This is a genomic window from Natronorubrum marinum, assembly GCF_052040125.1.
Taxonomy (GTDB): Archaea; Halobacteriota; Halobacteria; order Halobacteriales; family Natrialbaceae; genus Natronorubrum.
The window spans coordinates 220,283-243,970 of the sequence record NZ_JBPPFV010000003.1; the positions used below are offsets into that span (position 1 = coordinate 220,283).

At 64.2% G+C, this 23,688-nt stretch carries 22 protein-coding genes; 11 read left to right on the top strand and 11 right to left on the bottom strand.

Features of this window, described 5'->3' with window-relative positions; all coding sequences use genetic code 11:
* Positions 1 to 11 precede the first annotated feature (11 nt).
* The 6 genes from ACSFC5_RS17350 to ACSFC5_RS17375 all read right to left on the bottom strand — a co-directional run bounded on the left by ACSFC5_RS17350 (position 12) and on the right by ACSFC5_RS17375 (position 3,479).
* Positions 12 to 371 (bottom strand): hypothetical protein, encoded by a 360-nt coding sequence (locus tag ACSFC5_RS17350; RefSeq protein WP_440766500.1) that lies wholly within the window; start codon positions 369 to 371, stop codon positions 12 to 14.
* Positions 372 to 522: 151 nt separating this feature from the next.
* Positions 523 to 855 (bottom strand): DUF5789 family protein, encoded by a 333-nt coding sequence (locus tag ACSFC5_RS17355; RefSeq protein WP_440766501.1) that lies wholly within the window; start codon positions 853 to 855, stop codon positions 523 to 525.
* 124 nt (positions 856 to 979) lie between these two features.
* Positions 980 to 1,402 carry a GNAT family N-acetyltransferase gene (locus ACSFC5_RS17360; RefSeq protein ID WP_440766502.1) on the bottom strand — a complete coding sequence of 141 codons (423 nt, stop codon included), beginning with the start codon at positions 1,400 to 1,402 and terminating at the stop codon, positions 980 to 982.
* Between the two features lie 3 nt (positions 1,403 to 1,405).
* A complete protein-coding gene (locus tag ACSFC5_RS17365; RefSeq protein ID WP_440766503.1) occupies positions 1,406 to 1,942 on the bottom strand; it encodes a redoxin domain-containing protein in 537 nt (178 codons plus the stop codon).
* 40 nt (positions 1,943 to 1,982) lie between these two features.
* Entirely contained in the window at positions 1,983 to 2,255 is a 273-nt protein-coding gene (gene samp2 / locus ACSFC5_RS17370; protein ID WP_440766504.1) for a ubiquitin-like small modifier protein SAMP2, read from the bottom strand.
* A gap of 141 nt (positions 2,256 to 2,396) precedes the next feature.
* Entirely contained in the window at positions 2,397 to 3,479 is a 1,083-nt protein-coding gene (locus tag ACSFC5_RS17375; protein WP_440766505.1) for a bactofilin family protein, read from the bottom strand.
* Between the two features lie 337 nt (positions 3,480 to 3,816).
* Here ACSFC5_RS17375 and ACSFC5_RS17380 point away from each other — a divergent pair, with 337 nt between their 5' ends.
* Positions 3,817 to 4,809 (top strand): replication factor C small subunit, encoded by a 993-nt coding sequence (locus ACSFC5_RS17380; protein ID WP_440766506.1) that lies wholly within the window; start codon positions 3,817 to 3,819, stop codon positions 4,807 to 4,809.
* A 58-nt stretch (positions 4,810 to 4,867) separates the two neighbouring features.
* Here ACSFC5_RS17380 and ACSFC5_RS17385 read toward each other — a convergent pair whose 3' ends face one another.
* The 3 genes from ACSFC5_RS17385 to ACSFC5_RS17395 all read right to left on the bottom strand — a co-directional run bounded on the left by ACSFC5_RS17385 (position 4,868) and on the right by ACSFC5_RS17395 (position 8,673).
* A complete protein-coding gene (locus ACSFC5_RS17385; protein ID WP_440766507.1) occupies positions 4,868 to 7,192 on the bottom strand; it encodes a GAF domain-containing sensor histidine kinase in 2,325 nt (774 codons plus the stop codon).
* 114 nt (positions 7,193 to 7,306) lie between these two features.
* Complete coding sequence (locus tag ACSFC5_RS17390) at positions 7,307 to 7,996, bottom strand: hypothetical protein (protein ID WP_440766508.1); 690 nt, start codon at positions 7,994 to 7,996, stop codon at positions 7,307 to 7,309.
* Positions 7,993 to 8,673, bottom strand: a complete 681-nt coding sequence (locus ACSFC5_RS17395; protein WP_440766509.1) for a hypothetical protein — start codon at positions 8,671 to 8,673, stop codon at positions 7,993 to 7,995. Before ACSFC5_RS17395 ends, ACSFC5_RS17390 begins: the two co-directional genes overlap by 4 nt.
* Before the next feature lie 222 nt (positions 8,674 to 8,895).
* Between ACSFC5_RS17395 and alaS the strand changes: the two genes are divergently transcribed.
* Positions 8,896 to 11,673 carry an alanine--tRNA ligase gene (gene alaS, locus ACSFC5_RS17400; protein WP_440766510.1) on the top strand — a complete coding sequence of 926 codons (2,778 nt, stop codon included), beginning with the start codon at positions 8,896 to 8,898 and terminating at the stop codon, positions 11,671 to 11,673.
* Positions 11,674 to 11,758: 85 nt separating this feature from the next.
* Here the strand turns inward: alaS and ACSFC5_RS17405 are convergent, their stop codons facing one another.
* Positions 11,759 to 13,063, bottom strand: coding sequence for an ArgE/DapE family deacylase (locus ACSFC5_RS17405; protein ID WP_440766511.1), 1,305 nt, complete (start codon positions 13,061 to 13,063; stop codon positions 11,759 to 11,761).
* A gap of 104 nt (positions 13,064 to 13,167) precedes the next feature.
* On the opposite strand from ACSFC5_RS17405, the gene ACSFC5_RS17410 reads away from it, so the two are divergent.
* The 8 genes from ACSFC5_RS17410 (at position 13,168) to ACSFC5_RS17445 (ending at position 20,444) form a co-directional block, all read left to right on the top strand.
* Positions 13,168 to 13,950 (top strand): alpha/beta fold hydrolase, encoded by a 783-nt coding sequence (locus tag ACSFC5_RS17410; protein ID WP_440766512.1) that lies wholly within the window; start codon positions 13,168 to 13,170, stop codon positions 13,948 to 13,950.
* 141 nt (positions 13,951 to 14,091) lie between these two features.
* Positions 14,092 to 14,757 carry an SdpI family protein gene (locus ACSFC5_RS17415; protein WP_440766513.1) on the top strand — a complete coding sequence of 222 codons (666 nt, stop codon included), beginning with the start codon at positions 14,092 to 14,094 and terminating at the stop codon, positions 14,755 to 14,757.
* Positions 14,758 to 15,144: 387 nt separating this feature from the next.
* Entirely contained in the window at positions 15,145 to 16,173 is a 1,029-nt protein-coding gene (locus tag ACSFC5_RS17420; protein WP_440766514.1) for an ABC transporter substrate-binding protein, read from the top strand.
* A 1-nt stretch (position 16,174) separates the two neighbouring features.
* Positions 16,175 to 17,026: an ABC transporter permease gene (locus ACSFC5_RS17425; RefSeq protein WP_440766515.1), complete on the top strand. Its 852-nt coding sequence runs from the start codon at positions 16,175 to 16,177 to the stop codon at positions 17,024 to 17,026.
* Positions 17,023 to 17,799 (top strand): ABC transporter ATP-binding protein, encoded by a 777-nt coding sequence (locus tag ACSFC5_RS17430; RefSeq protein WP_440766516.1) that lies wholly within the window; start codon positions 17,023 to 17,025, stop codon positions 17,797 to 17,799. Before ACSFC5_RS17425 ends, ACSFC5_RS17430 begins: the two co-directional genes overlap by 4 nt.
* A gap of 235 nt (positions 17,800 to 18,034) precedes the next feature.
* The gene (locus ACSFC5_RS17435; protein WP_440766517.1) at positions 18,035 to 19,306 is read left to right on the top strand and encodes a class I adenylate-forming enzyme family protein; all 1,272 of its coding nucleotides are present in this window, start codon (positions 18,035 to 18,037) and stop codon (positions 19,304 to 19,306) included.
* Positions 19,307 to 19,436: 130 nt separating this feature from the next.
* Positions 19,437 to 20,174 carry a type 1 glutamine amidotransferase gene (locus ACSFC5_RS17440; RefSeq protein WP_440766518.1) on the top strand — a complete coding sequence of 246 codons (738 nt, stop codon included), beginning with the start codon at positions 19,437 to 19,439 and terminating at the stop codon, positions 20,172 to 20,174.
* An 87-nt stretch (positions 20,175 to 20,261) separates the two neighbouring features.
* Positions 20,262 to 20,444: a hypothetical protein gene (locus ACSFC5_RS17445; RefSeq protein WP_440766519.1), complete on the top strand. Its 183-nt coding sequence runs from the start codon at positions 20,262 to 20,264 to the stop codon at positions 20,442 to 20,444.
* Between the two features lie 115 nt (positions 20,445 to 20,559).
* Here ACSFC5_RS17445 and ACSFC5_RS17450 read toward each other — a convergent pair whose 3' ends face one another.
* Positions 20,560 to 22,758 carry a heterodisulfide reductase-related iron-sulfur binding cluster gene (locus ACSFC5_RS17450; protein ID WP_440766520.1) on the bottom strand — a complete coding sequence of 733 codons (2,199 nt, stop codon included), beginning with the start codon at positions 22,756 to 22,758 and terminating at the stop codon, positions 20,560 to 20,562.
* Positions 22,759 to 22,938: 180 nt separating this feature from the next.
* Here ACSFC5_RS17450 and ACSFC5_RS17455 point away from each other — a divergent pair, with 180 nt between their 5' ends.
* Positions 22,939 to 23,529, top strand: coding sequence for a conditioned medium-induced protein 4 (locus tag ACSFC5_RS17455; protein WP_440766521.1), 591 nt, complete (start codon positions 22,939 to 22,941; stop codon positions 23,527 to 23,529).
* Positions 23,530 to 23,688 lie beyond the last annotated feature (159 nt).

Sequence of the window (23,688 nt, forward strand, 5' to 3'; positions counted from 1 at the left end):
CGCTCGTCGAGTTAGCTCGAGATGACGCCTCGAGCCCGGTCGCGAAGGCTCGGTTCCGATTCGGGCTCGCCGCCGAGGCGTCGTTTCGCGACCGTACGGACGCCCTGTTTCGCGGCCGGCGAGGTCGCGGCGGAGATCGCCCAGTCGGGGACCTGCGATTCGATCTCCGCACGCTTTTCCTCTTTGAGCTGGCTGTACTTCCGTAACGCGATACCGACGCCGATGAACAGGCCGGCGTCGACCAGTTCCCGGCGGAACCGATCCCGGTCGTTGCGTACCGCGATCGCCTTGACGAGCGAGAGGCCGCCAATCACGAGGTAGAGTTTGGAGCGTTTCGATGGGTCGCCGCTGAGTATCCGTCCGAGAGCCATGCGACGGGTCGTACCACGTTCTGTCCGATAAAGCTCCGCCGGAACACGCCTGCAATGGAGGATCTGGGCTCGCGTTCATGCGAGCGGAAACGCCCGGAGGCGAGCGGAGCGCCGACAGTCTGAGACGAAAATCAGTAGTGAAACGGCTGTTTCAGCGGGTAACCAGACCCTGTATCCGATCCCGAACGTCGTCCGCGGAGTCGTAGGATTCGTCGTCGACCGGACCGAGTACGTCCTCGAGGGGTCTCGACCCGTCCTCAGTTTCGACCGCACGATCGCCGTAGGCCTCTCGCAGCTCGTCAGCGGTCGTCGGGTACTCGTGTGCCTCGAGGGAGTCGTCGAGCTCGCCGAGCTGTTCGTCCTGCTCGGGCTCCGCCGGCTCGGGTTCGTCGTCGCGGTCGCGCGCCTCCTGCAGTTCCCGTTCCCGCTGGCGTCGCTCCTCGTCGTCGGCCTGCTTGTTTCGGGATCTCTTGTCGTCTGCCATCCTCCAGTATAGGCGAGCAAGGGGGATAACCCTGCGGCCATCCGTCGCACGCTTCGCCCGATCGAACCGGACGGTTGCGTCTTCGAGAGAACCAACGAACGGCTGCGGTCGAGTCGATCGGCCGTTACGACCGGTCGAGTGCCGTGACGCCCCGATACCGCTGGTCGTCGATCGGTTCGATCGCGAACCCGAGCGACTCGTAAAACGGGCGGACGCCGTCGTCGAAGCGAACCGTCAGCCGGCCCTCGCGCTCGAGCGCCCGGTCCATCAGCGCGCGGCCGATCCCCTTCCCTCGGTGGCGGCGACGGACGCCGATCGCCGAGACGTGCGCGCCGTAAACCCCGTCCCGAGACTCGAGGACGACCGTGCCGAGAACCCGTTCGCTGGCGTCGTTCGCTTCGGTTCCACCGCGATGATCGCCGGCGACGAGCACGTCCGCGTTCTCGATCCGGGTTTCGACGTCGCCCGGCTCGAGCATGGCCGCGTCGAGGATGCGTCTCACGTCGAGTGCGTCGTCGGCGGTGGCGGTGCGGACGTGGCCGTCCATCCGTTAGGTTCGTCCGTCGATGGTGGCCAACAACTCGTCGATGTCGGGGCGGTCCAGATTCGTCCGCCCGCGGTAGGCGTCGGCGATGTTGATCTCCCCGTCGTCGTCGATGTCGAAGACGATCGCGACGGGCATTCGGCCGACGACGTCGAACTGTTCGCCGAGCGCCCCGAGGCGGACCGGTTGATCGAAGATATCGCCCGTGGTCGCCTCCGGATCGGCACAGAGCGGAAACGGGAGTTCGTAGCGCGCTTGCCACTGCTCGACGCGCTCGCGAGGTTCGGGGACCACCGAGACGACCTGACACCCGCGTTCGCGGAACTCGTCGTAGCGGTCGGCGACGGCCCTGACCTGCCGGCGACACTGCCCGGCGTGGTGGTCGCGGTGGAGCAACAGCAGGATGGACTCGTGAGCCGTATCGGCCTCCTCGGTCGTCGTCGGATCGGCCGGCTCGACCGGCGCTGCCAGCTCCGCCAGCGTGAGCGGATCCGGTCCCGGACCGACGTTCTCGAGCGTTAGTTCCGCGGCGTCACCGGTCATGACTCCGGCTACGAGGCTCACCCTCAAAACGCTCGGGCTTTCAGCGGTTCCTGTCGCCAGTTTTGTCCGAACCGCCCTTGATCAGCCGTAACACGGTCACGTGGTCGCTTTCGACGGGCTGATCCTCCGGAACCGGGCGACCGTCGACGAGGACGCTCACCTCGTGAGGACTGAGATCGATCTCGCGCAGTAGCTCCTGATACGTCGGTGTCGCTCCGTCGGCTTCCGTGTCGTCGTTCGGGCACTCGCTGGCCACCGCCTCGAGATCGATCTCGTGTGTCTCCTCGCCCTTGACGTCGACGGTGACGCGCATAGTCGTCGTTACGAGGCAACCGACTTGAGCGCGTCGCTCGGTTCGGGACGCACTCGAGGGCGGTTCGGTCGCGGCTAGGTCGGTTGTGATCACAGTCGCTTCGGCTGAAACGGACGCTTTCGCGTCGTCACCGCCGTTTCCTCAGTCGGCCGTCGGTCCGTCGGGTCCGCTCTCGGTGCGGGACTCTTGATCACGGACCCGCTGTCGATGGGCGTACAGCCCGAAGCCGAGCGCGCCGAGACCCAGCAGGAGGACGAGCAGGTTGAGCAGCCCGCCCACGATGGGAAGCTGTGCGAGTACCGCGCCGGCGACCAGTCCGACGACGAGCGCGAGCCAGCGGTTGTCCACGTCGACCAGCGAGAGGAGCCAGGCGGCGACGGCGTACCGGCCGTAGACGATTCCGAGCCAGATGACGAGGGCGAATCCGAACGCGCCGACGACCGAGAACGGAATGCCGACGATCGTGATCGCCGCGGCGATCAGCAACACGGGAATCGCGACGAGGAGCCCGAACCCGGTCAGCCCGGTACGCAGGGGATCGGTCGCGACCCGATCCGCGATCCCGTCGGAGAACCGGGGGAACAGCGCGAGCAACGCGGCGCCGAGCAGCAGGTTCAACGCGAGAACGTACGCCGAGAACAGCCACGACACGATCGGAACGGCCGTTCCCGTCAGGTCGATCCCGATCGAGGAGTCCTCCACGATCTCGCCGGCGACGGCGTCGGTGTTCCCCTCGAGGCTGCCGCCGTAGCGCAGGTCGCCCGCGATCGACGCGTCGTCGCCGAGCTGGATCGTCTCGGCGCCGACTTTTGCGTCTCCCTCGAGCGTCCCGTCGATCAGGACGCTGCCGGCGCCGGCCGAGAGGTCGCCGCCGATAGTCGCTCCGTCGGTGATTTCGACGCTGCCCGCAGCGGTTTCGACGTCGCCATCGACGGCCCCGGCTATTTGAACGCTGCCGGCGACGGCTTCGACGTCGCCACCGACTTCGCCATCGATCTGAACGCTGCCAGCGACCGCGCTGACGTCGCCCGTTACGGTGCCCTCGATGATCACGGTTCCCGCGAACGCCTCGAGTTCGTCGATCGTCTCTCCCTCTTCGACGACGACGGTGCCGCCGCTCTGACTCTCGGACTGGGCGGCGACCGACATCGGCACCGTTCCGACGACGACGAGGAGGAGTACGGCGAGGACGAGAATTGTTCGGAAGCGATTACTGCCTGTCATACCCACACATACGTCGAGTAGGGAGATAAACACGTCACGCTGCGTCCACTTTCGCGTACTGTCCGGCGCCCGTGATCGTCTCCGGATTCCGCAATCGGGCTCCTCGTCGCAACCGGCCAGCCGACTCGAGTCCCGTCGCGTCCAATCTACGCGCTCCTCGACGACCGGAAAAGACCTGTTCGGACGCGTCATTCAGGGCGTTATCCTCGAGTCGGACCGCCCGATGACCGTTCTCGGACGGGAGTAACCGTTCGTTTCGACTGCCACGGACTCGAGACCCCTCGCGATCGACGGCGGGGTTCGGTCGTTTTATCTTTCGGCCACCCCTTCGCCCGGTATGAGCGAGGCCGACGCCGAGGCGGCGGAGCCGACACCGGGCAAGACCGAAGTCTGGATCGAGAAGTACCGGCCGGAACGGCTCGACGAGATCAAGGGCCACGAGAACATCGTCCCGCGCCTGCAGAACTACGTCGAACAGGACGAACTGCCGCACCTCATGTTTGCAGGGCCGGCGGGCACGGGTAAAACGACCGCAGCACAGGCTATCGCCCGCGAAGTCTACGACGACGACTGGCGCGAGAATTTCCTCGAGCTCAACGCCTCCGACCAGCGCGGAATCGACGTCGTGCGCGATCGGATCAAGGACTTCGCGCGCTCCTCGTTCGGCGGCTACAACCACCGCATCATCTTCCTCGACGAGGCCGACGCACTCACATCCGACGCCCAGTCGGCGCTCCGCCGGACGATGGAGCAGTTCTCGAACAACACGCGCTTTATCCTCTCGTGTAACTACTCGAGTCAGATCATCGACCCGATCCAGTCTCGCTGCGCGGTCTTCCGCTTTACCGAACTCTCCGAAAAGGCAATCGAGGCGCAAGTGCGCGAGATCGCCGCCAACGAGGGCATCGAGGTCACTGACGACGGCGTCGATGCCTTGGTCTACGCGGCCGACGGCGACATGCGAAAGGCCATCAACGGCCTGCAGGCCGCCGCCGTGATGGGCGAAACCGTCGACGAGGAGACCGTCTTTGCGATCACTTCGACCGCTCGGCCGGAGGAGGTTGAGGCGATGGTCGAACACGCCATCGAGGGCGACTTCACGGCCGCCCGTGCCGCTCTCGAGGATCTCCTGATGGATCGCGGACTGGCCGGCGGCGACGTCATCGACCAGCTCCACCGCTCGGCCTGGGAGTTCGACATCCCCGAACAGGCGACGGTTCGCCTGCTCGAACGTCTCGGCGAGGTCGACTACCGGATCACGGAGGGCGCGAACGAACGACTCCAGCTCGAAGCGATGCTGGCGTCGCTGGCGCTCGAAAACGAGTCCTGATCGGCCGCCCCGACGACCCCGCGGTCAGCTTCCGTCGGCGTCGCATTCGACCCCGCGGTCAGCTTCCGTCGGCGTCGCATTCGACCCCGCGGAACGCGAACGCGATGCGGTCGTCGTCCTCGGCGATGCCGATATCCCAGCCGTGAGCGTCGGCGATCCGCTCGACGGAATCGAGCCCGAAGCCGGTGCCGTCACGCGTCGCCAGGCGGCCGAGATCGGCCCCCGACTTCACGCCGGCGACGGTCCTGTTAGCGCCGTCCCACCGACCGGTGACGTAGAACCCGTCGTCGGCGGTTCCGACGGAGACGACCGTCTGCTCGTCCGTGATGCGGGTGACCGCTTCGTCGTCGACCGTCTCCGTATCCGCGCTCCACTCCGGCCCGGTGCCGTCGTGTTCGCTCGTCTCTTCGCCGCGTACGATCGCCCGAAAGAGGTGCTCGAGCAGCTCCTGGACCCGATTCTTATCGGCCTCGAGGACGAGGTTCTCCTCGGTGACGAGTTCGGCGTCGCCGGTCTCGACGACGACCCAGGCCCGTCTGGCGACGTCGTGGAGGGCGACCGGCTCGGTGTCGACGAGCACGTCGTCTCGCCGGGCGATCGTCAGCAACTGCTCGACGAGCGCTAACAGCTGTTCCTGCGCGTCGTCGATCTCGTCAAAGTGCTCCCTGTCGCCGGTTTCCGCGGCGAGTTCGAGGTAGCCGCGAGCGACGTTCAGCGGCGTCCGCACGTCCTCGTCGACGAGTCGCGCGATCGTCTCAAGGCGGTGTTCGACGGCGGCGAGTTCGCGTTCCATCCGGTTCGCGTCGGTGACGTCGGTGTAGACGACGATACCCTCGGTGTGATCGTCGCCAGCGACGGTGTCGTCCGCCGGTTCGCTATCCGCTACGGTCGAGCAGGGAGTGACGGTGAGTCGGAAGGTCCGGATTCCGTCGGCGGTTTCGCGGCGACTGACGAACTGACGCTGCTCGGTCGAACGGACCGCGTCGGACAGGGTCGGTCCTCGGTCCTCGAGTCCGGGTGGAACGGTTGTCCACCGGTCAGCGCCCTCGATATCGGCGTCGGTACTGCTGCCGTCATCAGTGCTGCCAATGGCGCTATCGACGATCGCCGTACGATCGATATCGAAGGTGTCCGTGAACCGGTCGGTGACGGCTCGCACGACGGCCCGATTGTCGACCAGTTCGTATCGGAGCGCCGGAACCGGGAGGCTCACGAACGCGGCGTCCAGTCGGTCGCGGTCGTCTCCGATTCGATCGCACTCGTCTACCAGTCGGTCATGTTCATCTCCGATTCGGTCACGCTCGCTCTCGAGTTTGGTCCGCTCGAGTCGCAATCGGTCGCGCTCGGCGCGCAGTCGCGTCCGCGTCTCGGCTCGCTCGAGGATCGCCGTCGCGTACCCACAGCACGCCGCGAGGATCTCGCCGGCCGTCTCGTCGAACGGGTTCGGCTCGGTGTCGGCGATCTGGATGACGCCGATGTCGGCAACGGGAGCGACGCACAGGGAGGTGGCATCCTCGAACGGTGGCTCGAGGGCCGCATCCTGAACGTCGTCGATCCGGAGTGGCTCACCCGTCCGGAAGGCGTCGCCGACCGGTCCCTCGAGCGGCGTCGACTCGAGCGCGCCGTCAGGAACTGCGTCCGTCGCGGCCCGGGTGATGAATTCGCTGAAGTGAACGGTCGAGAGCCAGCAGTAGTCGGTTCCACAGGCGTCGGCCACGAACTCGACGAGGAGTTCGTAGTATCGTTCGCGCCCGCTGTCGTGGTTCCGCCAGGCGGCGAGTTCGGTCGCCGACTCGAGGCTCGAGACGACGGCTGTTCGCGCGTTCGTCTCGGCGGAATCGTCTGACTCGGCGATGGCTGCCGACCCGAGGACATCGCTCGGCCGAACGGGCTCGAGCGCGAACGGTTCCTCGGCCGTCCGTGCGTCGGCCGTCTCGTCGGTGTTCGTCTCGGCTGGCTCGTCCGCGTTCGTCTCGTCGTCGACGGCCGCGCCGCGGCACACCCACTCGATCTCGTCGGCGAGGTGGTCCATCGCGTCGTCCGTCCCACGGCGCACGTAACCGGCGATGCCGTCGGTCGAGCGCGCCGCGGCAGGCGCGTAGCTCGGCTCGCAGAAGAGCACCAGCGGCGTGCGTCCGCAGACGTCGACGACCTCGAGCAGGCTCGCCCCCGCCGCGGTCGTCGGCGTCTCGGCGAAGACGATACAGTCGGCCTCGGGGGCCCAGCTACGGAGTTCGTCGACTGCGTCCGCCGACAGCGCCCGGACGGTTCGGTCGGGACCCGAGTCGACGGCCTCGAGTGCGGCCGCCCCGTCGCGGGCCGCAGCCGCCGCTTCGGCGACGTAGAGCACCGTATGCGGCCCTGATCGCGGCGGATGGGTCATGGAGTCGGTCAGCTATTGTGTGGACGTGACCCTCTACCCTGATAAAAATGCACGGGGGTGTCGACCGTTGAGCCGTTGCGATCCGTCTCGAGGAGGGGTACTGTCGTCCCGTCCTCACGACTCGACCTGCGTCTCCTCGGCCCGCGCCGCGACCGTCGTTCGGATCGCGGCCTGCCAGTACGCGCCGAGGATTCCCGCCGGCACGAGCCAGAGCGCGCTGAAGGGAGCGTACCACTCGAGGTTTCGCGGCGGTTGGGTGGCGACGAACTGGGCGACGCCGGCGGCCGCGACGAGTATCGCTAGTGTGACGACCAGCAGGTAGACGGCGTCGATCTCGACGGCGGTCCAGGAGCGAAGCGAGCGTGTCCGCCGGACGTCGGTCGCGAACAGTGCGAGCGCACAGGCCGCGGCGCCGACGGTCAGCGCGATCACCGTGTCGACTCCGAGGACGTACTGGCCCGCGGCGACGTCGGCGAGAAAGACCGGGACGAGCGGTATCGCGAACGAGAGGAGGGGGCCGCCGTTCCAGCCCGCGTAGACGAACGGAAGGATCGTGATCGTCGCCGTCGCGATCGCGATCAGGAGTTTCGTGAGCGTGTCGAATCGCGTCGTCAGCGTCTCGAGCGGCGCACCACCGACGGCGACCGTCGACCCGGCGTAGCTGACGGTGAAGAGCGCGCTCAGGGCAAGGAGGGCGGAGAGCGCGATTTCCGTCCGGCCGCGCTCGAGCCCCAGCAGCGGGTGGTCGAGGACGTCGTCGACGGTGGGCCGGCGATCGAACCCGTAGCGGTCGTCGGTGCTCACGCGTCCTCCGTAATGATGGACGCCAGTCCGTCGTACTCGCGTTGTTCGTTGTCGAGATCGATGGCGTCCGACGCGACGGCCCAGCCGGCGGCGTCGAAGATCGATTCGATGGCCTCGAGCCCCCGGTCGTAGGAGGCGATCCCGTGTTGGGGCCGAGCGCCGGTGTCTTCGTGGGCCTGCATCGAGACGACTCCCTCGAACGACCAGCAGCGGACGTGGAGGCGGCCGCTGGTTCCGTAGTAGGTCTCGGCGGCCGTCGCCTGCTGGCGGACGAACGCGGACTTCCGACGATCCCAGGCGTAGCGGGTGTACTCCTCAGGGTTGTGGAACCAACCCTCGTCCTCGAGGACGCCCATTACGCGCTCGAGTCCGTCGCCGTCGACCTCGTCGTCCGGGACGAGGACCACGTTGATCGGTGCCGTCGCGACGAATGCGTCGAACTCGCTCTGGTCCGCACCCGCTTGGATCGGTCGATACTGGTACCGCGCCATCGGCGTGTCGGTCTCGTCGGTAATCGACTCGTCGGTCCAGTCGTCGACCGCGGGCGGCGTCTCGGACCCTTCGACGGTTCGATCGATCGGCGTCGCGTCGGGCGGCGACGGCAACGCGGCGACCGCGAGGAGCGTGCCGGCACCCGCCGCCGCACTCGTTCGGAGCAGTGAGCGTCTCGTTCGCATCGTCTCACTCCCGGGGCTGCGGTCGTTCGATCCGTTCCGTACCTCTCATTCGAATAGCACTTATTATCCGAATATTCCGCGTCCAACATATGTCTTCCCATTCACATTATCGGCCGGCCGAAGGCATCGTCGCTTGAGGCCACATCACGCTCCCGTCCGTCGATATCCGGAAAATGAACGTTGCGGAACTGTTTTAGGCGCTGGCTCGCGAAGAGACGTGTAATGAGCGAACTGGCGGACGCGTACCGTCTCGAGTACTTCGAGGAGGAGGGATTCGAGCGCAAGGACTGTCCCTCCTGCGGTGCGCACTTCTGGACCCGCGATCACGACCGGGAAACCTGCGGTGAGCCGCCGTGTGAGGAGTACGGCTTCATCGAGAACCCCGGCTTCGACGAGGAGTACAGTCTCGAGGAGATGCGGGAGGCCTTTCTCTCGTACTTCGAGGGCCACGACCACGAGCGGATCGAGCCCTACCCCGTCGCGGCGAACCGCTGGCGGGACGACGTCCTGTTGACACAGGCGTCGATCTACGACTTCCAGCCGCTGGTCACGAGCGGCGAGACGCCGCCGCCGGCCAACCCGCTGACGGTCTCCCAACCCTGCATTCGGATGCAGGACATCGACAACGTCGGCAAGACGGGCCGACACACGATGGCCTTCGAGATGATGGCCCACCACGCGTTCAACACGCGCGAGGACGTCGACGAGGACGAGTACGCCTACTACGGCGAGGTCTACTGGAAGGACCGGACCGTCGAACTCTGCGACGGGTTCTTCGAGTCGTTCGGCGTCGACCTGGACGAGGTCATCTACATCGAGGACCCGTGGGTCGGCGGCGGCAACGCCGGGCCCGCCATCGAGGTCATCTACCGCGGCGTCGAACTCGCCACCCTCGTCTTCATGTCGATGGAGCAAGATCCCGACGGCGAGTACGAGATGAAAGACGGGAACCGCTACAGCCCGATGGACACCTACATCGTCGACACGGGCTACGGCCTCGAGCGCTGGACCTGGGTCTCCCAGGGTACGCCGACGGTCTACGAGGCGGTCTACCCCGACATGATCGCGTTCCTCAAGGACAACGCGGGCCTCGAGCACACAGAGGAGGAGGAAGCGCTCCTCCACCGCGCCGCGAAACTCGCGGGGCACATGGACATCGACGAGGCCGAGGACATGGAGACCGCCCGCGGCGAGATCGCGGACGAACTCGGCGTCGATGTCGACGAGTTGACGGCGCTGATGGAGCCGCTCGAGTCCATCTACGCCATCGCGGACCACTGCCGAACGCTGGCGTACATGCTCGGAGACGGCATCGTCCCCTCGAACGTCGGCACGGGCTACCTGGCGCGGATGGTCCTCCGCCGAACGAAGCGGCTCTGTGACACCGTCGGCGTCGACGCGCCGCTCGACGAACTCGTCGACATGCAGGCCGAACGCCTCGAGTACGAGAACCGCGACACCATCCGCGACATCGTCCGCACCGAAGTCGAGAAGTACCGCGAGACGCTCGAGCGCGGCGGTCGACGGGTCGAAGCGATGGCCGAGGAGTACGCGGAGAAGGGCGAGCCGATCCCGGTCGACGAACTGATCGAACTCTACGACTCCCACGGGATCCAGCCCGACATGGTCGCCGAGATCGCCGACGAAGCCGGCGCAGAAGTCGACGTTCCCGACGACTTCTACAGTCTCGTCGCGAAGCGCCACGACACGCCCGAGGCCGCCGAGGCGGCCGAGGAGGACGAGGACGAACGCTTCGAGGATCTCCCGGAGACGGAGAAGCTCTACTACGACGATCAACAGCGCACCCAGTTCGAGGCCGTCGTGCTGGACGTTTTCGAGCGCGAAGAGGGGTACGATGTCGTCCTCGATCAGACGATGTTCTACCCCGAAGGCGGTGGCCAGCCCGCGGACACGGGGACGCTCTCGACCGACGACGCGACCGCCGAGGTCGAGGACGTCCAGATCGAAGACGGCGTCATCCTCCACCGAACCGACGAGAGCCTTGGCAAGGGCGAGTTCGTCAAGGGACAGCTCGACGCGACCCGCCGCCGACAGCTGATGCGCCACCACACGGCGACTCACATCGTCATCCACGCGGCCCGGCAGATACTGGGCGACCACATCCGCCAGGCCGGCGCCCAGAAGGGCGTCGACAGCTCCCGGATCGACATGCGCCACTACGCGCGCATCTCGCGCGAGGACGTCAAGCGGATCGAGTCGCTGGCCAACGAGATCGTGATGGACAACACCTCGGTCACCCAGGAGTGGCCCGATCGCCACGACGCCGAGGCCGAACACGGCTTCGACCTCTACCAGGGCGGGATCCCGCCGGGCGAGCAGATCCGGCTGATCCACGTTGACGAGGACACGCAGGCCTGCGGCGGCACCCACGTCGCTCGCACCGGCGAGATCGGTACGATCAAAGTCCTGAGCACCGAACGCGTCCAGGACGGCGTCGAGCGCATCACCTTCGCCGCGGGCGAGGCCGCACTCGAGGCCACCCAGCGCACGGAGGACGCCCTCTACGGAGCCGCCGAGATACTCGACGTCTCCCCCGAAGACGTCCCCGAGACCGCCGAGCGGTTCTTCGAGGAGTGGAAGGGCCGCGGCAAGGAGATCGAGGACCTGAAAGAACAGCTCGCCGCGGCTCGAGCCGGCGGCGGAGGCGGCGGCGAGGAGGTCGACGTGGGCGAGACGACCGCGGTCGTCGACCGCATCGACGCCGACATGGGCGAACTGCGCGCGACCGCGAACGCCTTAGTCGAGGAGGGCAAGATCGCCGTCCTCGGCAGCGGCGAGAGCGGGGCCCAGTTCGTCGTCGCCGTTCCCGACGAGTCGGGCGTCAACGCCGGCGAGGTCGTCGGCGAACTCGCCTCGAGAGTCGGCGGCGGCGGCGGCGGCCCGCCGGACTTCGCGCAGGGCGGCGGGCCGAACGTCGAGGACTTGGACGCAGCGCTCGAGGACGCGCCGGACGTGTTGCGTCAGGTTCAGGACGCCTGAATCGGCACGGTTCGAGACGCCTTCCCGTCACAATCGACCTGCGAACGAGTATTTTGCCGACCCGTAAAAATCGACTCGAGAGCGCTTATTCCGCGACGCCGCAGTAGTCGATCGCCGACGTCGCGAGCGTCTGGGCGGTCTCGAGCAGCGACGTGACCGTCGTATACTCGTCGACGCCGTGGAGGTTCGGGCCGTAGGGGCCGGCCGTGACGACTGGCACGTCGTAGTAGCGCTGGTAGAACCGCTCGTCGAGTGCGGCGTTCCCGCCGACGAAGGTGCCCTCCTCGCCGATGATGGACTCGGCGTTGCCCTTGACGATCTCGACGATGTCGGCGTCGCGCGGCACTTCGTGTGGTGCGGCGTTCCAGCCGGTCCACTCGACGGTCGGCGGGTTCTCGGCGAGCCACTCGTCCTCCGCGGCCGCGGCCTCGATCGTCCCCTCGATCGCCTCGCGAACGTCGGCCCGGCTCTCGCCCGGCGGCCAGCCGACGCGCCCTTTCATGAGCATCTCGGCGGGCACCGAGGCCGGCCAGTCGCCGCCCTCGACGACGCCGATGTTGATGTTCGTGACGTGGCCCTCGAGCGACGGATCCGCGCCGTAGGCCGGCGGGAAGTCGATGCCGGCCTGGCGCTCGTCGTTCAACTCGTTCAGCGCCGCCGCGACGTGGCTCGCCTTGTCGAATGCGCTGACGCCCTGATGGCCCCACGCGGCGTGGGCCTTCTTGCCCGGCACGGTCACGTCGAAGAACATCACGCCGGCGCTGGCGATGCCGACGTTCGGGAGGCCGAAGGGTTCCGGGATGATCGCCGCATCGGGGACGTATCCCCGCTCTAAGACCGAGAGGAGACCGCCGACGCCGCCGGCTTCCTCCTCGATCGTACTCTGGACGTAGAGGTCGCCCGCGAGGTCGACGTCCTCGTCCGCGAGGGTCTCGACGGCGAGGAGGATGGCGGCGAGTCCGCCTTTCATGTCCGAGACGCCGCGGCCGTATATCTCGTCGCCCTCGCGGCGGAGCGTCCACGGGTCGGATTCCCACGCCGACTCCGGATCGGCGGGCACGACGTCGATGTGGCCCGAGAGCGCGAGCGTCGGCCCGTCGCCCGCGCCGTCGACCGTCGCCACCGCGTTCTCGCGGCCCTCGTAGCCGTGGTCGTCGTACGAGGACGTGTGGAAGAAGCCCGGATGGTCCGACAGCGCCTCGGCGTCCGGCTCCCACGTGTCGACTGCGAGGCCGAGTCGGTCGAACTCCTCGAGCATGACGGCCTGTCCGCGCGGCTCGTGGCCGGTCACTGATTTCGCGTCGACGAGGCGCTCGAGGATCGACAGCAGGTCGTCCTCCCGGTCGGCGATTCGATCCGTGACTCGCGCCTTCGCATCTCGTTCGTTCATACCGGACTATCGCCGGTCGGTGTGATATATGTGTACACCGAGACGCGTCGCTACACGGCGCGAGGATCGAAACCGTCGCCTTGCTCCACCCCTTCGAACCGGATATGTCCACTGCCTCGAGCGGCTCCGTCTCGATCCACTACGAACGCGAGGGCGACGGCGAATCGGTCGTCTTCGTTCCCGAAGCCGGCCTCGGCGGCTGGTCGTGGGGCTGGCAACACGCCGCCCTCGCCGGCCCACACGAGGTCGTCGTCTGGGACCTCCGCGGGACGGGACGTTCCGACGCGCCGTCGGGACCGTACGACCTCGAGACGCTCGTCGCCGACCTCGAGGCTGTCCTAGCCGACTGCGGGATCCGGAACGCCCACCTCGTCGGCTGCGGCCTCGGCGGCGCGATCGCCTTGCGCGCCGCGCGGGACACGACTCGCGTCGAGACGCTGACGCTCTTTGGAACCGCGGCGCGAGGCGAGGAATTCGACCTCGAGACGCTGTTCGCCCCGCCGGACGACCGCGCGGCGTTGCGGGACTCGCTCGAGACGGGGCTCTCCGACGAGTTCTGCGAGACGCAATCCGACGTTTGCGAGGGCATCGTCGACTGGCGGGCCGACGGCGATGCGACTCGAGCGGGCTGGGAAGCACAGGTGGCGGCCCTCGAGGGCTTCGACGCGAGCGACTGGCTGGTCGAGGTCACCCAGCCGACGCGAGTGATCCACGGCGGGGCCGACGAACTGGTTGCGCCCGCGGCCGGACGGTCGCTCGCTCGAGGGCTTCCGCGCGGGGAGTTCGAGGGACTCGAGGGGGCCGGACATCTCTGCTTCGTCGAGCGCTCGCGGACGGTCAACGATCGGCTCGCGGGGTTTCTCGAAACGCAGTCGGACGGCGCGTGAGGTGTTTGGCGGGGCGACTCGAGTCTCGAATGGGTTCTGGGGTGATCATCGTAACACGCGACGGTGAGCCTGCGTTCCTCGCTTCGACTCGAGACCGCGAGAGTCGGTACACTCATCAACTCGCCTGACAGTAATCCACTCATGAACAGCGTTCATCGGTTCGGAATCGCGGTCGCTATCGTCGTCCTCTCCGGCGCGGCGAGTCTCCTTGCGACACCCTCGCTCCCCGACCAGGTCGTCTCTCACTGGAACGCTGCCGGGGAGCCCGACGGCACGATGTCGAAGACGACGGCGCTCGTCCTCATTCCGGCACTTTCCGCCGGCCTTCTCGGGGTGTTCGCCCTGCTCCCGCGAATCGATCCGAATCGGGCGAACATCGAGGCGTTCCGCCCGTCGTACGACTGGTTCGTCGTCCTGTTCACCGGGTTTCTCTTCGTCATCCACGTCGGCATTATCGCGTTTAACCTCGGCTACCAGTTCGACTTCGTTGCACTGATCGTTGCGAGCCTTGTACCCCTGTTTTACTTCGTCGGTATCGTGCTCGAGAACGCGAAACAGAACTGGTTCGTCGGCATTCGAACACCGTGGACGCTCAGCAGCGAGACGGTCTGGAACCGGACCCACGAACTCGGGAGCAGACTGTTCAAACTCACCGCTCTCGTGATGCTCGGCGGGCTGGTGTTCGACGCGTACGCCATCTACTTCCTCCTCGTTCCGCTCTTGGTGACTACCGGTCTCTCGGTCGGGTATTCGTACGTTCTCTACGCCCGTCTCGAGGAAACTGCATCGACGTCTCCGGGCCACTGAGTTCGACGACGATTCTTCTCCAGTCGACTCATCGATAGTCGTTCGTATTCGGCGAATCGGCGGCACTCTTGATTCCCTCGGCGGCACGTACAGGGGACTTACGTGCCGATCGATTCGTTTACTTATTCGACACCTGTCGAAACACCGTGCGAGATACAGCGCGTGACTTCAGCAGACTACCAGTGTTCAATGCCGGAAATCGACTGAATAACGCCTCACTTCTCTCTGCTTGTATCATCCGAAATCGCTCACGCTGGTTGGAATCGAATTATTGACGTGTAAGTCAATTCCAACGTTGCCGAACACGACAGACGGTACTCAGCACCTATTAGCAATATCAAGAGGAGGGATAAGAACTCTTATTAATTCAGTATAGTACTATGTTATATGCCCCAAACCAGACGACAGTACCTCGCCAGCGCAGGAGCAACCACGGCTGCCCTTGGGCTTTCGGGATGTCTCAGTTCCTTTGAAGGAGATGATCGTGAGGATCTGACCCTCGCGTACGTCCCGATTTATCCAAACATGCAGCACTTCGTTATGGAAGATGCCGGATACTACAATGAAATACCGATCGAGGTCACTATCGAGCGATTCAATAGTGGCCCGGCCGTCGTACAGGCATTTGCTAGTGATGAGGTTGATGCAGCCATCTTCGGGATCACTCCTTCGATGGTACTGGTCGACCAAGGAAAAGACGCCAGTGTGCTGGCAGCAAACAGTCAAAACGGGTTCAAAATAGTCGGAACTACACAGTTAGCCTCGCTGTACGACGAACACGGCGGAGATGCATTTGTGCAGTTCGAAGACGAAACGGGCCGCCAGCCACAGATCGGCGCGCCACCGGATGGGAGCGTTCCAGACGTTGTATTGCGGTTCTGGATCGAAGAACGACTCGGGTTTGATGAGTTACTGGGGCCGATCAGGAAGTCACAACTGCCGCCCGCTCGCGTTCCACAGGCGATAGAGAGTGGTGAGTTGGATGGCGCGATTATCCAGGAACCGTTCGCAACAATTATCACCGAAACCGATGGGTTCGAAGCGTTGGCGTGGTCCGGAGAAATTATGACCGATCACCCTGTTACCGTGCTGTTCGTCCACGATAGGGTGACCGACGGGGAATCCGCCGTCGCGCGAGCGCTGGTTGAACAACACGCCCGTGCCACTGAGTTGGCTAACAATCAGCCGGATGTTGCTGCCGAACACGCGGCATCGGTTATCGGTGATGGCGTCGACGTGACACTCGCGCGGGAGGCAATAGAGTCAGCAGCGAGTGACTTTATCTCCGATCCGACTGTCATCGCCGACCAGTCTGATCAGATGGCCGAGTACGTTGCAAGTCTCGGCAATACCGACGAAGTTGTTGGGGCCGACCGGCTAATCAATCGAACTGTCTACGAAAACGTCGTTGAGTGAGATGGCAGTCGACACAGACGTTGATCGGCACCGAGATCGGGTACTTGAGCGGATCGGTAAACTCTGGGACCGCCGTGAGAATCTCCTGCTTGCAGCCACCGGCTTGACGGGATTCCTGCTGTTGTGGTCGCTCGGTGCACGAACGGTCTCACCGGATTTCATGCTCCCGAGTCCGCTGGCATCGGGGCGTGCGTTCGTCGGCCTCTTCACCGAAACAATTCCGTACACGCTGCCGGTTGTAGGTCAGACGACAGTACCGGTTGGGCTTGTCAAACTGCTTCAGAGCCTCACACATTACGTGCCGGGAGTAATCGCCGGCACGATTGTCGGGATCTGTTTGGGTATCGTGACGGCATTGTTCCCCAGAGTGAAGACGTTGTTATCGCCGATCATCGGGCTGCTCCGGCCGATCCCGCCGCTGGCTTGGATGGCGTTTGCGATCATCTGGTTCGGCATCCAACACGCGGGCGCTGCATTCATCGTATTTATCGGGGCAATCTGGATCAACTTTTATGGCGCGTACAGTGGGGTCGAGGACGTTCCGGAACGGTTGCCAGAGGTTGCTGAAAGTCTTGGCGTGGATAGCACTATCGGGATGGTTCGACAAGTGATTCTGCCGGCTGCCGCGCCAGCGATCATCACCAGTTTCCGGACGAGCGTCGGTCGGTGCTGGATGATTCTCGTCGGCGCGGAACTGTTCGGCGCGCCAGGTGCTGGCTACGAGATTATCAACGCCGCCAACAATCTCGCAATGGATGTCAGTGTCGCGTACATGATACTCGTGAGCGGCACGTTTGTGCTGATGGATGCTGGTGTTGGCACTCTTGAACGGAGGGTGTTAGCGTGGCGATGACCGACGCTCCGGCTGACGACGTTGGGGACGTGAAGATCGTCGTTGACGATGTCTCGAAGCGCTACGAGACAGAGCGCCGCACGGTGACCGCGTTGGAGGATATCTCTTTTACCGTTCGTGAGGGTGAGTTTCTCTGTGTTGTCGGCCCTTCGGGCTGTGGGAAGACGACGCTGTTCCGGATCGTAGCTGGTCTAGAGGCGGCAACAAGCGGTGTCGTGCTGGTCGATGATGACCGCGTTACGGAGCCCGATACAGACCGTGGAATGGTGTTCCAAGACTACGGACTATTCCCGTGGCGGACCGTCTTCGAGAATGTTCGGTTCGGGCTTGAACAGCAACATGACAACTGTGACCGCTGTGATCGGCGCACTCGAGAGATGATTGATCTCGTGGGACTCTCCGACGTTGCGGATGCCTACCCGAAAGAGCTGTCCGGCGGAATGAAACAGCGGGTCGGAATAGCCCGTGCGCTGGCTGTTGATCCCGAACTGCTGCTTATGGACGAACCGTTTGGAAGTCTTGATGCACAGACGCGGGAGCGACTTCAGGCCGAACTCGTTTCGATTTGGCGTCAAACCGACAAAACGATTCTCTTTATCACTCACGAAATAGCGGAAGCGGTCGCGCTAGCCGACCGTGTACTCGTTATGACTGCCGAACCAGGTCAGATCCGTAATATCATCTCGGTTGATGAAAATACCGATCGTCCGCGGCGAGCAACCGATCCTGGCTTCCGCGAAAAAGTGCTCGAAATTCACAAACTGCTTGATTGATTCGGAGCAGCTACTTTCGCGACCCTCGGGTGCGAGATATGCGCGCTGTATCCCGCACGGCTGTCGAAACATCTCTATGCACTGATGGATATCTCGGTGATCAATACGCAACAGTATCGTACGGCTGTCTCGCGCAGACCGATATATCCGAGATCGTTCCAGAGTGAGCTAACAGAGTGACATGCTTGCGCTTGACCCCCTATCTACTACGGGCTTCTGAATCCAACTCGGAGTCGTGACGCTCTCGCTGGCACGACGGGCCGAACGCTTCCCGGACCGGACGGCGGTCGTCGATATCTCCGAAGAACGGCTGTACGCGCCCACGGAGACCATCCACGAGCACCGGATCTCGTACGGCGAACTCTCCGCGATGGCGACGCGGACGGCCGAACACCTCTCGGCGCTCGGCGTCGAAGCCGGCGACGTCGTCTGTCTCGTCACGCGAAACCGTGTCGTCTCGCTCGCGTGTTTCTTCGCCTGCCGGCGACTCGGTGCGACGTTCTTTCCGATCTCTCACTGGCTGACGCCCGCCTCCGTCGAGCGCCCGTTCGACGTCGTCGATCCCGCCCTCGTGGTCTCGGAAGCCGCTCAACGCGACCTCGTGCGCTCGATCCCGTTCGATCGCTCGGTGACGCTCGAGGAACTGGCCGACGCCGATCGCGATTCGTTCTCGGACCCGGCGAGCGCGGAGTACAAACACGACGACTCCGACATCACCGAGACTCCACTGTTGCTCCTCCACGGCAACGATGGTCGGCCAGTCGTCGGCTATTCGGAACGCGCTCTCGAGTGGAACTGCATTTCGACCCTCGTCGCGTGGGGGCTGTCGGGCGACGACGTCGTCCCGCTTGTGACGCCGCTCTCGGCAGCTGACGGGCTCGTTCGCGCCGCATTATCGACGCTCTACGTCGGCGGCAGGCTCTTGCTCGATCGGGCGTTCGACCCCGGCGATACCCTGGCTACCATCGAGGCGGAAGGTGCGACGTTCCTCGCTGGTCGGAACCAGTCGCTGTCGGATCTGACGGCCGAGTCGCGATTCACTGACCGCGCCGGTTCCCTCGAGCGGGTCGTCGTCGAGGGATCGATGGAGGACGAGGTTCGCGAACAATATCGCGACGCCGGCGTCTCGGTCGCTCGAGCGTACGGCCGACTCGAATGTCCGACTGCCTTCAGCCAGTCGTTCGCGACGGACACCGACGCGGACGAGACGACTGACGACGAACCCAGCGTCGGCCGACCGGTCCCGGACTGTCGTGCTCGACTGGTCAGTGAGGACGGCTCCGTCCTCGAGGGCGAGGCGGACGGTCAACTCGAGTTGTCGGGAGCCGTCCTCGCCGACGGCTACGTAAGTGCTGCCGGAACTGACGACGGAAACTGGGATGACTCCGCTGCAATTCAGAGCGACGAACAGGACGACACGGGCGACCGCGGTCAGTTTGGTGACGACTGGTTCGATACCGGTGACCAATTTAGCCGCACCGCCGACGGGACGTACCAGCCCCGGTAATCAGTCATTATCAGCGTAACCGAATGTCGTCCACAGGGCTCGAGAGCAGCAAATACCTAGCCGTCCGTGGTTGCGGCAACCCCGGTGGCGGACGGAAAGCATATGCCCACGGAGTAGCGAATACGGGACGATGGATCAGCTTCGTATTGCCGTCCTGAACGCGGCTCATCGGGACGAGAACACGACACGAAACTTCCGGCGCGAACTCGACGGCTCACTGTCCGAGTTCGATGCCACGAGTGGGGAGATACCCGAAGACTTCGACTACGACGCGGCCGTCGTTACGGGTTCGCGATCGTCGGTGTACTGGGACGAAGCGTGGATGCAAGCGACCAAAGCGTGGGTCAGAGAGGCGATCGACCGCGAGATTCCGTTTCTGGGAATCTGTTGGGGCCACCAACTGCTCGCGGACGTCCTCGGCGGTACCGTCGATGATATGGGGGCCTACGAGGTCGGCTACAGCGAGATCGAACGACTCGAGGAGTCACGGCTGCTCGAGGGTATCGACGACGAATTTACGGCCTTCACCAGCCACTCCGACGAGGTGACGGAACTGCCAGCCGGTGCGACGCCGCTCGCCGAAAATCACTACTCGAACCACGGCTTCCGCAAGGATCGAGTCTTCGGCGTCCAGTTCCACCCCGAGTACGACACCAAGACCGCACGCGAACTCGTCCACCGAAAGGATCTCTCGGACGAGCGACGCCAGTCGGTCCTCGAGGAGATCACCGACGAGAACTACCAACGAGCCTGCGAGGCGAAGTTGGTGTTCGACAACTTCCTCGAGTTCGTCCGCGAGGTGAACGCGGTCGACGTTTCGGCCGAAGCGACACAAGATGCATCGGCGTCGCTGGGCTGTTCTGACTGACTGCTCGACGCGAACAATTTTCCGATCCTCTCGGACCGAGTATTCGGATCCGGAACCGTTTATTGGTTGGATATCCAATAGGAACTCGTGTGTCCGTTAGTCAAGATCACCGAAGCGACGAACGACCGGCTCGAAGAGTTACAGGCGGCGATTCGTCGCGAAACGGGCCGGGACGTGCCCAAACGAGAATTGCTCGAGCGAATCGTCGAAGACGTATACGAGTCGAAAGAGACCGTCATTGAACTGTTCAGCGACGGTCACGACCCATAGCCGAGTCTGAGTGACTTCCGACGTCGTCTCTGTAGGCTTCTCCAGCGAACCGAAAACGGAGGCGGAACGCGATCGGAACGGACGATTCAACGCGGCCAAACCGAGTACGGGTCGATCAGTCGGCCGCGGCTTCGATCTTCGCTTCCTCCGCCGCGCCGATCGCTTCGACGACGAGCTCAGCGATATCGACGATCTCGATCTCGTCCTCGTAACCGCCGGTCTTGCGGCCGTCTTCGTACATCGTCATGCACATCGGACAGGCGACGACGAACTTCTCGACGTCGGGTCCGTTGTCGGTGTCCTCGAGCGCTTCCCGAATCCGCTCCTCGCTCGGTTTGGGCTCCTCTTCGAAGTCCATCCAGAGACCGCCGCCGCCGCCGCCACAACAGAAGGAGTTGTCGCGGTTGCGGGGCATCTCGTCGAGTTCACAGCCCGTGGCACGGATGAGTTCCCGCGGGGCCTCGTACTCGTCGTTGTACCGGCCGAGGTGACACGGATCGTGGTAGGTGACCGTGTAGTCGAGTTCGGTGCCGGTGAGATCGAGCGCGCCGGTCTCGACGAGTTCTTCGACGGCCTGAGTCCAGTGATAGACCTCGATCTCGCCGTCTTCGTTCCAGAACTCCTCGTAGTCGAACGGCATCATCGGGTCGTCAGCGAACTCCTCGAAATCGACCTCCGGGTACTCGTTTTTGAACGTGTTGTAGGAGTGCGGATCGGTACAGATGATCGTGTCGAACTCGCAGTCCTCCCACGTCTCGACGTGGTGGCCGGCCAGTTCGACGTAGAGGAACTCTTCGCCGACGCGGCGGATGTCGTTGCCGTCGTACTTCTCGTCGTCGAAGAGGATGCCGAAGCTCACGTCGGCTTCCTTCAGAATCGTCGCCAGCGAGCGAGCGACCTGCTTGTTGCGCTCGTCGTAGCTCGGGAAGTCGCCGACGTACCAGAGGTAGTCGACTTCCTCCTCGCGGGCGTCGGGGACGTTGAACTCGAGTTCCTCGCTCCAGTCACCACGGTTTCGCGGCGAGTCGCCGAACGTGTTGCCGTTCTGCATGACGTTCTGGAAGACGTCCTGCATGCTCGGGGCGATGTCGCCCTGGTCGGTCATCTGGCGCTGGAGTCGGGTGAAGGACTGGAGGTGCTCGATTTCGACGGGACAGGCGTCCATGCAGGCCATACAGGCCATACAGGATTCCATCGTCTCCGTGTTGATGACGCTCGTCCCGCCGTCGGCGATCATCGGCTTTTCCTCGCCGCCGGCGTCGAGCTGTTCGCGGTACTTCTTCAGGTCGAGGATGACGTCACGCGGGTCGAGCGGTCGATCGGACGCCTTCGCCGGACAGACCGAGGAACAGCGGCCGCACTTGGTACAGGCGTCCTGGTCGAGGATCTCCTTCCAGGTGAAGTCGTCGATAGATTCGGCGTTGGTCGCGTCGAGGTCCGCCGGCACGTTCGGAAGCCGCTTGCCGGCCTTCTCGTCTCGCGTGACAACGTTCGCGAACGAGGAGATCATGTGGAACGGCTTGGCGTAGGGGATCCACGCGATGAAAAACAGCGCGAGCAGCGAGTGGGACCACCAGGTCAGCCAGTGGAGCGTCTCGGCGTTGAAGCCGAGATTCGCGATGGCGGAGTACTCCGCGCTTAGCGCCGCTTCGGTCGTCGGAATACCAATGGCACCAAACAGCAACGCCAGCCCGTAGCCGACGAAACTGACGACCTCGTGGTCGGGCATCCCGGTGATGTAGATCCGAAAGCCCTCGAGCAGGAAGCCGCCGACGCCGAGGCCGAACAGCGTCCAGATGAAGATGTCGTCCTCGTTCGAGGTGTGGCGGCCCCAGAGACGGTGGTTCTGAACCCAGTAGCGTCGGTAGAGAGCCATCCCGATCCCGACGACGAACAGCAGCCCCATCGCGTCGACCATGAACTGGTAGCCGAGGTAGAAGTCGCCCTCCCAGAAGACGATCCCGAAGAGCATAGCCGTCCCGTACTGCTCGACGGCGATGATCGTCGTCGCGATCAGTAGCGTCAGGAATCCCCAGAGGATAAACGAGTGCATCAGGCCGCCGTAGAGGTCCCTGTTGAACTGCTTCTCGTTCGAGAGGACGATCTTGGCCGAACTGACGATTCGGTTCGGGAGGTCGTCGAGTCGGGCGAACGGGTCGTCGTCGCCCTGCGTGTACCGGCTGAACCGCTGGTAGAGGCCGTAAGCGAAGACGGCGAGCGTAATCGCCACGAGGAGATAGAACAGCGCGTAACCGACGCTGCCGATCCCCAGGTAGGTCTCCCGTCCCACCTCCGATTGTGCTATGACGTTCATGTACAATGACGTGGGGGGCGGAGACTTAATTCTTGCCACACTCACCGGAAGACAACCGCTACGCCCTCTTGCGAAAATTTTGCCACGATTCCGAGTTTATAATAGTCGTCCGTGTTGGTCTCCGTTCCCAATCCTAGCTGGCAACAGCCTTAAATAGCCACCCGTCGGGAGTGTCCACTCATGAACGAAAAAACCGAAGAACTCCGAGATATCTTCACCGACGTCACCGACGGCGAGGAAACCGTCACCGAATCCCAGGAGAACACGCGCGGCTCGCTCGAGCGAGACGAGCGAACGACCGAGGAGCGCCTCGAGAGCGTCGTCCAGCAGATGCGCGAACGCTACGCGTTCGACACGCCGCTGTCGAACGAGGACCTCATCGCCGTCGCGAAGGCCTTCTACGAGGGCGACAGCGACGACGATATCGCGGCCGACTTCGACGTTGATCCGGCGGACGTGTTCGAGGCGCGGCTGTCGTTACACCTCGTAGGCGAGGACGACGCCGACGAAGTCGACCTCGCCGCCATCCGCGATCGCGAGGAAGACGACGCCACGCTCGCCGACGAGTACGACGTCAGTCCCGCCCAGATCCGACGCTACCGCCGCGTCGCCGCGGCCGAAGACGAGTCGCGGGCGGCGAACGACCGCTACCGCGACGAGTTCGACAGTCTCCTCGCCGATGCGGACCTCTCCGAGCAAATGACGTCCGACGTTCGCGAGGACGGTCTCGAGGACGCGACCGAGGGGATGGAGACGGACGTCGAGTTCTAACGACCGAACTTTTTACTCTCGGGTCGGCCAAAGGCCGACCTCTCGAGCAAAAAACTTCGATGAAAAAATGCCGAGCGCGCCGAAGGCGCACTCGGTACGACTGCTTGTACCGCATACCAACACGGTCGTCTACGCACCGTTTCTCGTCGAGGTAGCTAT